This window comes from Enterobacter sp. T2, from assembly GCF_010692925.1.
GTDB classification, from domain to species: domain Bacteria; phylum Pseudomonadota; class Gammaproteobacteria; order Enterobacterales; family Enterobacteriaceae; genus Enterobacter; species Enterobacter kobei.
Genome location: NZ_CP048736.1, coordinates 4,043,230 through 4,057,115, shown reverse-complemented (window position 1 = coordinate 4,057,115; position 13,886 = coordinate 4,043,230). Strand labels below are relative to the sequence as shown.

Here is a 13,886-nt window from a genome sequence, read left to right as displayed (position 1 = left end):
GGAATGTGTTATGCCCGCCAGAAAAAGCGCGAGAACAGAATCAGCACCGGGTAGATTTCCAGACGCCCTAAGATCATCGCCGCGCACATCAGCAGTTTTGCCCCTTCGGTTAAGGTGCCAAACGTTGATGCTGTCTCGCCAAAACCCAGCCCCATATTGTTGATACAGGCGGCAACCGTGGCGAATGACGTAAACAGGTCATAGCCCATCAGATTAAGCGCCCAGACAAAAAATCCGGTAATCATCACGTAGAGAAAAAAGAAGCTCCATACCGAACGCAGAACGCGTTCATTCACCACGCTTTTGCCCACCTTAATACTCAGCAGCGCGCGCGGATGAGCCAGCTGATTCATCTCCTGAATACTCTGCTTAAACATAATGAGAAAACGCAGCGCTTTGATCCCGCCGCAGGTCGAGCCGACGCAGCCACCAAAGAAGCTGGCGCTCAACAGTAAAAAGATGGTGTGGGCAGGCCATTGGGCATAGTCGGCCGTCGCGAGACCGTTATCGGTCATCATCGAGCTGGCAAGGAAGAAAGCGTGCACCAGGCTATCCGTGGGGTTGTACATTCCCGCATGCCAGACCTGCCAGGCGGTAATGAGGATAATCACCGCGGCGGCACTGAGAAAGAATTTGACCTCCGGGCTGCGGCGGATCGGTTTCAGGGTGCGTCTGACAATGGCGACGTACCAGAGGGTAAAGTTAAAGGCAGAAAGCAGCGAAAAGGCCCCGGCAACCAGTTCAATTGCGTGGCTGTCATAAAAGCCAATGCTCTCGCTGCGGGTAGAAAACCCGCCCAGTGACACAGTTGAAAGCCCGTGACAGATGGCGTCAAAAACGGGCATCCCCGCCAGCCAGTAGGCCAGCGTGCAGGTCACGCCCAGCGCGAAATAGGTCAGCCACAGGGTACGCGCAGTATCGGCAAGCCGGGGCGTCAGGCGCTCCTCTTTGAACGGCCCGGGCATTTCTGACTGATACAGCTTCATGCCCCCGATGCCCAGCAGCGGCAGTACTGCGACGGCCAGCACGATGACGCCTAACCCGCCAATGAAGTTGAGCTGGGCGCGATAATAAAGGTACGACTTAGGCAGGGCGCTGACGTCCCCGATCACCGTTGCCCCGGTGGTGGTGATCCCGGACACCCCTTCGAAGAGCGCATCCGCAAAAGAGAGATGCAGACCATCATCCATCCAGAGCGGCATGGCGCTGATCACTGAAAACAGCAGCCAGAACAGCACAATGATCACGAAACCGTCACGGGTGCGCAGCTGTATGCCGGCGTGACGGGTCGCCCGCCAGGTTAACCCCCCGAGGCTGAAAAAGGTCAGAAACGTGGTCAAAAACGCAAAGTAAGTTCGCTCTTTGTGCAGCAGGGCAATGACCATCGGCGGCAGCATTGAAAGGCTGTACAGCAGAACCAGGAAACCGCAGAGGTGGAGCACAACCCGCAGTTGAGACACATGTAACGAATCGTTGAACTTCACACGGAAACTCCACGCCAGAATGCCTCCCGGCGGCAGAGAACCGGAGGCGTCAGGGGTAATTATGATGCAAAAATAACAGGGCGCTGTATTTTAACGACTTCCGCGATTTTATGTCTGCTTCCTGCATCCTTTTCTTCAAATTGGATGGATGAACAGCGTATAATCCCGCTCCTTTTGTCTATTTTTTCTTCGGAAGCATTATGAGCGCCATTTCCCTGATCCAGCCGGATCGTGACCTCTTCTCCTGGCCCCAGTACTGGGCGGCCTGCTTTGGACCGGCGCCGTTCCTGCCGATGTCCCGGGAAGAGATGGACCAACTTGGCTGGGACAGCTGCGATATCATTCTGGTCACAGGCGATGCCTATGTTGACCATCCGAGTTTCGGCATGGCCATCTGCGGCCGTATGCTCGAAGCGCAGGGCTTCCGTGTGGGGATCATCTCCCAGCCTGACTGGAACAGCAAAGACGACTTTATGCGTCTGGGTAAACCGAACCTGTTCTTCGGCGTGACCGCGGGCAACATGGATTCGATGATCAACCGCTATACCGCCGACCGTAAGCTGCGCCATGACGATGCCTATACGCCGGATAACGTGGCGGGCAAACGTCCGGACCGCGCTACCCTCGTCTACACCCAGCGCTGTAAAGAAGCCTGGAAAGACGTGCCGGTGATCCTGGGTGGCATTGAGGCGAGTCTGCGCCGCACCGCGCATTACGACTACTGGTCAGATACCGTTCGCCGCTCGGTGCTGGTGGATTCCAAAGCCGATATGCTGATTTACGGCAACGGTGAACGTCCGCTGGTGGAAGTGGCGCATCGTCTCTCGCAGGGTGAACCGGTGAGCAGCATCCGCGACGTGCGCAATACGGCCATCATGGTGAAAGAGGCGCTGCCGGGCTGGAGCGGGGTGGATTCCCGCATCATTGATATGCCGGGCAAAATCGATCCTATCCCACACCCGTACGGCGAAGATTTGCCGTGTGCGGATAATAAACCGGTTGAGCCAAAGAAAGCGGAAGCAAAGGCGATTGTCGTGCAGCCGCCGCGCCCGAAACCGTGGGAAAAAACCTACGTGCTGCTGCCGTCTTACGAGAAGGTGAAGGCTGACAAAGTTCTCTACGCCCATGCGTCCCGTATTTTGCACCACGAAACCAACCCGGGCTGTGCCCGCGCGTTAATGCAGAAGCACGGCGAGCGCTTTATCTGGATCAACCCGCCAGCGATCCCGCTCTCCACCGAAGAGATGGACAGCGTCTTTGCGCTGCCGTACAAGCGCGTGCCGCATCCGGCGTACGGCAACGCCCGTATCCCGGCGTATGAGATGATCCGTTTCTCGATCAACATCATGCGCGGCTGCTTCGGCGGGTGTTCATTTACTCTTGTTTTTATGTATTTAGAGTTAAACTCTACTTTTCTATTTTTAGAATTCAAGCTATTCATCGTAATTGAGAGATATCCTTTTAATGTTCAGCAAGCCTGTTAAAAGCACTTTATCTGAACCGCGTTTTGCCTAAATCCTGCTCAATATATACTCTCCCTGAGTTCTGAAATCCTCAAATTCCCCAATCTTAAAGCATTGATACATAGATGATGTCAGATAATGCGCAATCATCTCACCGCCAATATGGATCCGTTCCGGGTGTGAGTATGTCGCCTGTATAGCCCTTTGTTCATTCATCATTACAGGAATTGTCTGCAACAAATCCCCATCCAGGATTTGGCACTCAGGTTTTACTCCTGTTCCGTATTGTAATTGCTCTGATTCGAAATCATGGACTGAGCGATAGGCGAACGAAACGATATTTCCTGTTTCCTCGCAAATTGCGAACTGATAAACACTGGTTGTCACCGTTGAAGAAGAGGGAATTGCATGGTCATGCTTGTATTGTTTCCACAGCCTCCTTAGACAGGCCGATGTATGATAATTGAGATTTTGTATACCTGATACGACCATTCTGGTTGATGCTTCAAGCAACCAGGTGTTAGAAAATCCACCTGCCCCCGTACCTGCTATGATGGTTCTTAGCTGGGGGATGTAACCTGCTTTGGAAACAAAAGATAACGGCTCCCCATTATCGGTGACGGCAAGGGTATCTGTTACAATCAGTGCTTGTGCTTCGTCTGTATAAAATATCAGTGATGACATATTTTCCTCATCCAGAAAAGACATTACATGAATCACAGAACAGGTCACTACAACCACGTGAAAGGGAGTCAGACCATTTTCCAGAGGTAAATATATTCTTGTGTTTGGACGCGTTGCGGTTCTCTGTAAAAAATATATAGCACAAACAAAAGTCCCCGCAGGGATAAATATAGTTATATGCGCTTTTTCTGCTGGCTTTTACAATTGAAAGTGACAGGTAAACGAAATGTGTTACAGGTTTCTTTTGCTTTTCGTTGGGTTCTGTATATGCGAATTTACCCTGTGTGTTATTTTTGCAATGGACTCAGGCTGTATTCAATCAATTAAGGTTTACTTCTGGCATTAAGATGTATCCGTTGCCTGTTTTTTAAGGGCACGGTTTGTGCCGGGAAATGAAAATCACATCTTAAGTTCTTCACTCAAAGGATTTGTGATGTTTATCACGTATGGTCCGGGTAACGTGTTGAGGTCAATGTATTGCATCGTGATGGTGTCGTTACATCTTTTACTTTCCTCCTGATTTGCATATTCACTCCCGGCAACCTGGTTGTTTGTTTTTTCTTCTTCCGGATTTATAGTGTAGGCATGAGGTGGCGTTTCAGGGCGACAGACTGTGAGGATAATCACTAACATTCATGCGCGTTATGGGCGTGTCAGCAAACTGGATGCAACAGAGCCGAAACTGAAATTTGAACCCGGATTTCTGTATGCTGAAATACCTTATATTAGCGGCATCCAGAATCGAAAACTGAGCCGATATGTACACTTTTATCTTATGGATAAAGCTATCCTGCAGGCCAGGGATTTAAAGCCTTTAGCCCGGGCATTTTTACGCTGGATAAGGTGGCTGGAGGATAACGGACTTGACCCTTTCACCCCGGGAACGTTGAAATACCAAAGCCCTACATATGGCTTCAGGGAGTATCTTCTGGGGGCCGTAAGGCAGGGGCGCATCGCCTCATCCACCGCGGCGGTGTACATCAGCGTTATCCGACGGTTTTACGTATTTCTGGGCAAGTGTGGTGAGCTGGCTGCCAGCTCATTTTTTACGTTGGTCGAAAAAGTCGTTGACGGGCGACGCAAGGTGATAAGTTCGGATCTTGCCATCAGGATAACCAGCACAACAAAAAGGACAATCAACCCACTGAATGATGCAGAGGTTCATATCCTGGATGAGGCACTGAAATCTGAGTCCGGGTTGTTCAGTTTAATGATTGTGCTGATGAAAAATTGTGGGTTACGGCTGGATGAAATGCTGACCCTGCCGTCGTCACTCTTTACTGAAGAGTACCTTGCCAGTGTCCCTGTATCTGAGTTGACCATCAGGGGGCTTCATATTGGTCCGAGATGCGGAGTTCATACGAAGTTTGGGATGACGCGAGAACTCTTCATCACCAGACGATTGTACGAGCAGGTTCTGGATTATCTGGCGGATGAGGAGTATGAAAAGAAGATCCAAAAATGGCGTGCACGACAGGGTGGGGAAGGGCGGCACGAGCCTTTATTTTTAATGGCAAACGGGAAACGGATGTCTGAAAAAGCCTTTTACTCCCGCTGGTACAGTTTTCGCCATCGCCTGGCCCGGTCTGCTCCGGGAAATGTGTTCAGACATAAACCCCATGATTTGCGGGCAACGTTTGCGACCCATTTTTTACGCTCGGCACTGAGTTGCTATCCCGATCAGGCCGCAAATGCGCTGGGTACAGTAAAATACTGGATGGGCCATAAAAGCGAAAATACGACGATGAAATACATCGTCTTTCTTCAGCAAAACCAGATTTCTGATGCAGTCGCCGGGGTCATGGACGCATTGATTGACGGTGCTGCAGGTCGCGATGGAGCCATATATGAGCCGGAGTGAAACGCAGATAACGTGGATGGCCGAAAATGTGCTGTCATGGGAGACGGTCAGCGGACACATCACTCAGCGGGATCTGAACCGATATTATTTACTTGACGTTTATCTTCAGGCTCATTTTTCAGATTATGTGTTGCTCCCCGGATGGTTTAGTGAACATTCGCATCTTGCCCGCCCTGAAAAACGCGATTTTATTGCCTCTCTGAAACGATTTCTTCTGTCTTACCGTCCCGCCGGAAGGTTAACCATTTTCCGTTATCTCAATATGTTTTTTATATGGCAGTCAGTCAATCAGTATGACTATGGCACGGCTGAAGGCGTTGAAATGTATATTAAACATCTCATGAACGATATTCGTCGGCGAAAAATTTCAGTCAGGATGGCAAGACACTACTTGTCCGTGGTCAACCGGTTTTTGCTTACGGGCGGGCAGATTCAGAGGCGGTATGAATATGAATTCTTACCGAAAGGAACGTATCAGCAGCAGGGAAGGGATAGCTATACCAGGAATGAACTTTCCGAGATCCTGAGGCAGTTGTCATCCATGAATGAGTTCCTTGCGGGATGTATCCGGGAGCATATCGCTAAATCGGAAAAAGGGGTGCGGCATTTCTCACCGTCTTTGCTGGCACCTGTTTATGAAGCGTATTTCCGGTATCCGGGAGAGAACGGGGTCAGCAGGGCAGAGATCATCATCAGGGACGTTCTGGAAAATTACTTTCTTACTTCTTTTTTTCTGTTCTGTTACCACACATGGGGAAACACCTCTCAGGTTCTGGGTCTGACGCGGGATGATATACATCTGGATGAAAAGGGTATCAGCACTGATTATGTTTATAAGGGGAGAGCGAATAAGTATATACGTCTGACGATAGGTAAATCGGAGTATGTGACCAAACGTGCGGGCTATTACTGGTTTCTGTCTTTTATCAGGCTCAGGGACGACATCGTTAACTATCTGGTTTCCGCAGATAACTTCCCTCCGGTACAGGCGCTGTTTCTGAGTGAGCCGCAGGTGAAATTCCGTAAGCTTTATTCTCTTAATCCCAGTCATCTGACTAAATTTTCTAACTCTGAGGGGGCGTGGGCCACGATGCGGCAGCTTAATCCCTCGCTTCCATCAATTACCGTTTCTGGCTTGCGCAAAACGTCTGAGCAGTATACGGACAGAACATTAAAGAATGGTCTGATTACGGCGGAAAAAGCACAGCATAACTGGGGCACTTACAGGCGGAATTATGCTGCAGGTAACCCACAGGGGGCGAAGGAAAACTTCAGTGCTGCACTTGATACGCTTATGAATCAGGGGATTGCGACACGTGCGTTATCCGAGCGGGTAAAAGTTGCTGATGAGCTGGGGATCGATCTGCGTGGAAGCGATGAGGGTGTGGATCTTTTATTGAATGGCCTGGGATGTCGATCGCAGGAGCCGCCTACAGATATTGAATTGCGCTTTATAAAAAAGCAAAAACGATTTGGCCGGACACCAAAGGCTTGTGCGGATTTTTCTCATTGTGTCGAATGTTCAAAAAGTTGCGTTGTGGAAACGCTGGAGTCTGTATGGCTCCTGCTGTCATTCAGGCATGCTATCGAGTATGGAAAACCGTTGTACATCGGTTCGGTCAATGCTGTGGAGCGTTATGAAACGTTACTCCTGAAGATTGATTTACGGCTTGGGCTGGTAGATGAGGCGACCCTGAAAAAAGCGCGCGTTAAACTTCAGCGAGAAGGTGTGGCTCCGGTATGGCAGATTTGAAGAAAAAAGAGGTAAGCCGTAGTCGAATGGCGGAGTTTCCTGCCGGAACGCCGCTTCGTTCAGGGGATGAGTTTCCGACTGAGGATATCATCTGTGAGGCACTAGAAAACAAAAGCTTTGAACGTCTGAATAACTGCCTGGTTATCGCCAGCTCAGATGAACATGATATGCGTTTTATCAATGAGGAGACGCTGAATATTTATTTCAGGGATGATGTCTGGACCAATCGCTATGTCAGAACCCATATTGGTGAAACGTTAAGAACCGTTAATTTTTCAGGCATACGGGATCCTGAACTGCGTCTTGAAGCCAAAATCATCTCAGCCAGCCTGCTCTGGATTGTCGGCAGGACCGCGAAGACGCAGTCCCTGATCCGGAAATGTGCAAACATTGTGGCGGGAGCCCGTATTATTGAGTCTATGGGGTATCGCAGTCTGTTTCAGCTTCGTTTTCCGCTTGTCCGGAATGCTTTCATTGTAAAGATGAAGGAGGAGGATGAGCACGGCAGGAAGCGTTCTGAAAGAACATTACGTAATTACTTTATGGACCTGGCGGATATCTCGCTGACAGGTCATACCCGTCTTCGAAAATACGGTTACTTTCCTGATATTAGCTTCGACAGTTACAACAGTGTGGATGATTCAAACCAGACATATTGTATGCCTTTCAGTCTTATGATGTCTGTCTGGGAAGGGCTGATTACTGAACTGGATGCTGAAATCAGTGATTTCGATTTTGACGGGTTTTCCCGGCTGTGCGCTATCATAAACGGTTTTTATGATTCGCCTTACTATACGTCGATGCTGGAAGCCCGTAAAAGAGGGACAGCAAAAAGCATACCGGATTACCGGGCCGCGTATTACTACAATATTGTTGCCGGGGAAATTCGGGCGCTTTTCGCGACACTTGGCCCCGGGATGCAGGGCTGGTTCTCGGTACATAAAAATAAGCGCTGGAGATCTGATTTTATTGGCGTTGATCACATAAAGCTGAACACCTGGCATTTTGAGCTGACGTTAAAAGTCATGAATGTGATACAGGCCATGTCGGGGATGAGACACAGCGAAGTGCTTGGCGTGATGCACGGTTCACTGATTTATGATGGTGATATCCTGGGACTTCGTTCGGTGTTGCATAAGTTCGCCCCGGAAGGTGGAAGTCACGAAGACTGGGTTGTTTGTCGCTATGTGGAAAAGCCTTTTCAGCATTTACGCAGAATTAATCAAATCATGACAGGCCTGGACGGGAAGACGCTGGACAATGTTCCATTGTCTTTAAATATCAGGTCGTGGTTCTCGGAGCAAAAACTCTCTTTTATGGGGACGCAGCGCCAGACTGAGTGGGCAAAGAAATTTGTGAAAAGACACCATCTGTTCATCCGACGTGACCATATTGATGAGTTCAGGCTTTTAAATCCAAACATACGTGATGATGAACGCGTTGCGATGGAGATTCGGGAGGGGGCTTTCTGGCCATTGCGAACCCATCAGTTTCGCCGTTCACTTGCTGTACACCTCAGGCGTCTTGATCTGATTTCTACTAATGATCTTATCCGGCAGTTTAAGCACTTAATCAGAGGCATGACGGAGTGGTATATGTCCGGTGCACTCAACGCTTCGCATTTTAGCCGGGCGATCCCTCAGGCATTCGCTGCCGAGATTGAGAGGGTTGATACCGAACTCTCAGCTTCCAGGGCTGTTTCTTATCAGCATGAAGGCCTGCTTTATGGCGAAGGCGGGAAGTTACTGATGTCCCAGAGAGGTGGGCACTTACATCAGATGACGTTTCCTACACTGAAAAAAGCGATGAGCATGGCTAAACGAGGCGGGCAAAAACTGGTATCTCTTGGAAACGGTTTTTATTGCATGAATGGCCATGACTGCGAGTTTAAGGCGGTTGTTCAGTCAGCGTCCTGCAATCCGGGATGTGAGAACATGCTGGCCGGAGCTGATTCTGTTCCCGTGTGGAAACGCAGGATGGCTCATTATGACAACCTTCTGGAGATTGCCGTGCGAAATAATGCTCCTCAGGCTGACAGGGATTTTCTGATGCTTGAGAGAGATTTTTATGCAGATGCTGTCCGTTTTTTTGAAAAGGATGAATAGAGCATGACGAACGAACAGTCGGGGGTTAAAAAAACACAGGCAAGAGCAGAGCAGGCCCTGAGGGAACTGATGTTATCAGGGGAGCGTATCAGCCAGTATGCTGTGGAAAAACGAGCGGGGCTGGCAAACGGCACCCTGAATTATAACTGTCCTGAGTACAGGCAGGTCAGGGAGGCTATCCGCAGTCTGAAAAAAACGTGCCAGGGCACCGCGCCGGTTGATGAGCAGGGCATTGAGCAGCAGATCAAGCTGAAAGAAAAGTATCGCCGTCAGAGAAATGAGCTGAGGGAAGAAATCAAAAAGATGATGGCTGAAAATGTAGAGCTGTTACATAACCTTATACTTTTACAGCAGTATGTCAGGGAGCTTGAACGCAACACCGGGAGGGAGAAAGGGGACGTCATTCCGTTCTCGGGTGGTGTCAGGGACTGAGGCTATACTGAACGGAAGGACGCGAGGTGAATCGCCACAGGTTTAACAGACACCTCAGAGTCATTTAAGATGACTTAAAGAGAGGTGCCCATGAGCGGTAAGCGTTATCCTGAAGAGTTTAAAATTGAAGCAGTCAAACAGGTTGTTGATCGCGGTTATTCTGTTGCCAGCGTTGCAACGCGTCTCGATATCACCACCCACAGCCTTTACGCCTGGATAAAGAACTACGGTCCGGATTCTTCCACTAATAAAGAACAGTCAGATGCTCAGGCCGAGATCCGCCGTCTTCAGAAAGAGCTGAAGCGGGTTACCGACGAACGGGACATATTAAAAAAAGCCGCGGCGTACTTCGCAAAGCTGTCCGACTGAGGTACGCCTTTATTCGTGACAACACCTATTGCTGGCCTGTTCGCCTGCTCTGTCGGGTGCTGGATGAACATCCCAGTGGTTTTTACGCCTGGCTTCAGCAGCCGCATTCACAACGCCATCAGGCAGACCTGAGACTGACAGGACAGATTAAACAGTTCTGGCTGGAATCGGGATGCGTCTATGGTTATCGCAAAATCCATCTGGATCTGCGGGACAGCGGGCAACAGTGCGGAGTGAACAGAGTCTGGCGACTGATGAAACGTGTCGGGATAAAGGCTCAGGTCGGATACCGGAGCCCGAGGGCATGTAAAGGCGAGGCCAGTATCGTGTCGCCCAACAAGCTCCAGCGACAGTTCAATCCGGATGCTCCGGATGAGCGTTGGGTAATCACAGCGTGGTTTCCTCAAACCCTCGCTGTGAATTAACTGAAATACTTCATTGAAGCTGTAACCAAACAGTTAACTGAAAGAATGAGCCCGCAGAGCATTGCACAGCGATGACACCATTTGTTGAGCTTCACCGTTTTCGCATACAACCGTCCGGAATTTGGAAAAGCACTGTCTTTTTGTACTGACCGATCATGATTAAGTGACACCTCTTCGAAAAAGAGAGCGCGATGAGCGATTAATATATGGCTCGAAAGACAATTATGTTGGGCTTTTATGACCGCTGTCAGAGGTATTATCTTACCCGGACGGCAACAGGGTCGGAATGTCATCAGCGGCACTGTAACAAGCTATCCGCCATCTTAAATATCTGCAGGTCCTTGCACCGAGTATGCACACCAACCGACAGAGTGATTTGACCCAAACTGGTGGATATTTTGCAAAACTATTAGCCTCTTATGACCGGTCTGCAGCCTGATATTGAGGAATTAGTGCGCTTTCATGGAATGCCTGCCGGGATCGCAAGTACGAACCCCCGGTACTGTTACACTGAATGTGCTCAGTCCTGTATCAGATTGTATTTTTCAGCAACTCAAGAACAACCCTTATTTTATCATTGTCACGTTTGTAGTACGTCCAGGGACCGATGCGCTGAGAAGTAACAAGTTGTGCCCGTTGAAGAGCTGAGAGGTAAAGAGAAACGGTAGACTGTGAGAGCCCGACCTTTTCCTGAATGATACTGACACACACACCGAACTCGTCCGCATCAGCATAAGGCTGATGGAAGTGTATTTTCGGTTCCTTGAGCATATGCAGAATTTTTCTTCTAACAGGGTTTCCCAGCGCCTTAATCACGTCATTCAAATCAATATCAGGCATAAACTCTGTCACTTGTCGCATTGAGGAATTGCAATGTTACGATACTTCTCTACGTTAAGCATCAGCTTTTGAAAAGCTGATGCTCATAAGAATGGTTAGCCAAAGGCGGGATAATCTGTGTAGCCTTTTGCCGTTCCACCATACATGGTTGTTGGATCGACCGGATTCAGTGGCCATTCATGATAAAGGCGCTGCGGTAAATCCGGATTAGCTATGAACGGGCGGCCAAATCCGATAATGTCTCCCCAGCCAGCACCGATAATCCGTTCGGCTTTTTCTTGCGTATATCGCCCGGCATACATAATTACACCGCTGAATAACTTACGGACTTCAGCTCTGAATGCTTCAGGCAATTCGGGAGCATCATCCCAGTCGGCTTCAGCAAGAGAAATATAGGCTATTCCGATTTCTTCAAGAATTTTAACGGCTTCGGTATAGGTTTCATGGGGATCATCTTCCACCAGGCCAAGATAGACCCTTACTTCATCCGTGGTCTGAAAGAGCGGAGCAAAACGGACTCCCACACGGTCTTTACCGACCACATCAGCGACAGCCTGCGTCACTTCGCGCAGAAACCGCAGCCGGTTATGTAATGAGCCACCATATTCATCCTCTCTTTTGTTGCTATGGGATGACATGAACTGGTTAACCAGGTATCCATTTGCACAGTGAATTTCCACACCGTCAAAACCGGCATCAAGGGCGTTCTGAGCTGCCCCGGCGTACATCCTGACAATCTCACTAATTTCCTCTTTTTCCAGTGCGCGGGGGCAGGAAGCGGTAGCCAGCGCACCCTCTCCCGGCCCGGTTTCGATGAATACCTTAACGTTTTCCCCTGCCGGTATCGCCGACGGAGCGACAGGCGAGGCGTTACATGGCTGCAGGGAGTTATGGGATACTCTTCCGACATGCCAGAGCTGGGCAAAAATGATGCCTTCTTTTTCATGCACTGCCCGCGTCACTTTCTTCCAGCCTTCCACTTGCCGTGAGCTGTAGATCCCCGGGGTCCACGCATAACCCTGCCCACGAGGTTCGATTTGTGTTCCTTCGGTCACCATAAACCCGGCACTGCTGCGCTGTGCGTAATATTCAGCCATCAGTTCGTTCGGAATATCACCCGGTTGTGAGCTCCGTGAGCGGGTTAAAGGCGGAAGTACAACACGATTCTTCAGGGTGTAGGGACCTAGTCTGGTGGGAGAGAACAGGTTTTTCGTCTTCATTACATATCCTGATATAGCGAATTTTCAATATCACTGAAACGCCATGTCTCAGCATTTACGACCTGGCATGTCGTCGTTCGGCCGATGTAGCCGCAGAACCACGACACTTTATTCCACATATTGAGATTTACCAATATCTAGATTTATAAAAATTATGATCGGATGAGCGGAACGGGGGGGTTGCCTGATGGCTCACAGAATCGGCATCATGAACCTAAATGGTTCTGATAATGTTATCGGAGATCCTGAACGGGAACGGTATGCGTCACGATTTTAATGACTATGTTGCATTCATGGCAGTAGCACAGGAGTGCAGTTTTTCACGGGCTGCTGTCCGCCTCGGGATCTCGGCATCCACGCTTTCACACACGATACGTCGTCTCGAGGAGCGCGTTGGCATGCCGTTACTTATGCGTACAACCAGGCGGGTGGCTGTCACCGAAGCCGGTAAACAATTATTACTGACGCTTGAACCCGGTCTTGCGCGCATTGAAGCGGGCGTGACAGCTCTTCAGAGACTGCGCCATACACCGGCTGGGCTGGTCAGACTTACGGTATCAGATCACATGATTCATGAATGTCTCTGGCCACGATTGTCACCGTTACTAAAAAAATATTCGGATATCAAGGTGGAAATGTCGCAGCAGAACGGTTTTGTCGACATTGTTGAGGGCAATTTTGATGCCGGAGTCCGAATTGGTGATGACATATTAAAGGATATGGTGGCCGTCCGAATCGCACCGGACATACGGTTTGTCGTCATTGGATCGTCCACCTATCTTGCAGAAAGAGGTCTGCCGCTACATCCCTCTCAGCTGGAAAAACATGACTGCATCAATATACGTCTGTCACCCACAGGCCCGCTGTATGGCTGGGAATTTGTCAGGCAGGGGGAGATTGTGAAAAAAGTGGACGGGCAGCTTACTTTTTCAAGCATTTATCCAATGCTTCAGGCAGTAAAAGATGGCTACGGCCTGGCCTACCTGCCGGAGTCTTCTGCCCTGGCGGGGATTGAGGCGGGACACTATTGTCGGGTGCTTGAGGACTGGTCAGAGGCTTTTCCCGCCGACATGATAATTCCAATAATGTCCATTACAGGCTCCGGTAAAGATAATACCGACACCTTACATGAGAAAGGCAAAAGCAATATAACCTGCTGTGCTCCGGATTTTAAGAATGAGCGGTTTACGTAGCAGGATGAGCAGTTCGAACCAGAAATTTCGTTACTATTGCTAAAGTAAAACCTGATG

At 49.5% G+C, this 13,886-nt stretch carries 9 protein-coding genes and 2 pseudogenes; 7 read left to right on the top strand and 4 right to left on the bottom strand.

The genetic code is table 11. From position 1 onward, the window contains the following. Window positions 1-8 precede the first annotated feature (8 nt). A complete protein-coding gene (locus G0034_RS19420) occupies window positions 9-1,484 on the bottom strand; it encodes a TrkH family potassium uptake protein (RefSeq protein ID WP_014885240.1) in 1,476 nt (491 codons plus the stop codon). A gap of 200 nt (window positions 1,485-1,684) precedes the next feature. On the opposite strand from G0034_RS19420, the pseudogene G0034_RS19415 reads away from it, so the two are divergent. Continuing rightward, a pseudogene (locus G0034_RS19415) lies at window positions 1,685-2,860 on the top strand (YgiQ family radical SAM protein); the annotation flags it as partial. Window positions 2,861-2,995: 135 nt separating this feature from the next. On the opposite strand, the gene G0034_RS19410 reads toward G0034_RS19415, so the two are convergent. Further along, on the bottom strand, window positions 2,996-3,631 hold the full coding sequence (locus tag G0034_RS19410) for a hypothetical protein (protein ID WP_023279901.1): 636 nt from the start codon (window positions 3,629-3,631) through the stop codon (window positions 2,996-2,998). Between the two features lie 613 nt (window positions 3,632-4,244). Here G0034_RS19410 and G0034_RS19405 point away from each other — a divergent pair. The 5 genes and pseudogenes from G0034_RS19405 to G0034_RS19385 all read left to right on the top strand — a co-directional run. Beyond that, window positions 4,245-5,492 (top strand): tyrosine-type recombinase/integrase, encoded by a 1,248-nt coding sequence (locus G0034_RS19405; protein WP_007897923.1) that lies wholly within the window; start codon window positions 4,245-4,247, stop codon window positions 5,490-5,492. Further along, window positions 5,479-7,245 carry a hypothetical protein gene (locus tag G0034_RS19400; protein WP_007897920.1) on the top strand — a complete coding sequence of 589 codons (1,767 nt, stop codon included), beginning with the start codon at window positions 5,479-5,481 and terminating at the stop codon, window positions 7,243-7,245. The genes G0034_RS19405 and G0034_RS19400 overlap by 14 nt, the downstream gene beginning before the upstream one ends. Continuing rightward, complete coding sequence (locus G0034_RS19395; protein ID WP_017384059.1) at window positions 7,233-9,350, top strand: hypothetical protein; 2,118 nt, start codon at window positions 7,233-7,235, stop codon at window positions 9,348-9,350. Before G0034_RS19400 ends, G0034_RS19395 begins: the two co-directional genes overlap by 13 nt. A 3-nt stretch (window positions 9,351-9,353) precedes the next feature. Then, window positions 9,354-9,782, top strand: a complete 429-nt coding sequence (locus G0034_RS19390; protein ID WP_017384060.1) for a hypothetical protein — start codon at window positions 9,354-9,356, stop codon at window positions 9,780-9,782. 90 nt (window positions 9,783-9,872) lie between these two features. After that, window positions 9,873-10,561, top strand: a pseudogene (locus G0034_RS19385) (IS3 family transposase); the annotation flags it as partial. A gap of 546 nt (window positions 10,562-11,107) precedes the next feature. On the opposite strand, the gene G0034_RS19380 reads toward G0034_RS19385, so the two are convergent. Then, window positions 11,108-11,416, bottom strand: a complete 309-nt coding sequence (locus tag G0034_RS19380; protein ID WP_032415288.1) for an ArsR/SmtB family transcription factor — start codon at window positions 11,414-11,416, stop codon at window positions 11,108-11,110. A gap of 95 nt (window positions 11,417-11,511) precedes the next feature. After that, on the bottom strand, window positions 11,512-12,636 hold the full coding sequence (locus G0034_RS19375; RefSeq protein WP_023279877.1) for an alkene reductase: 1,125 nt from the start codon (window positions 12,634-12,636) through the stop codon (window positions 11,512-11,514). Window positions 12,637-12,896: 260 nt separating this feature from the next. Here G0034_RS19375 and G0034_RS19370 point away from each other — a divergent pair, with 260 nt between their 5' ends. Continuing rightward, window positions 12,897-13,829 (top strand): LysR family transcriptional regulator, encoded by a 933-nt coding sequence (locus G0034_RS19370; protein ID WP_158002126.1) that lies wholly within the window; start codon window positions 12,897-12,899, stop codon window positions 13,827-13,829. Window positions 13,830-13,886 lie beyond the last annotated feature (57 nt).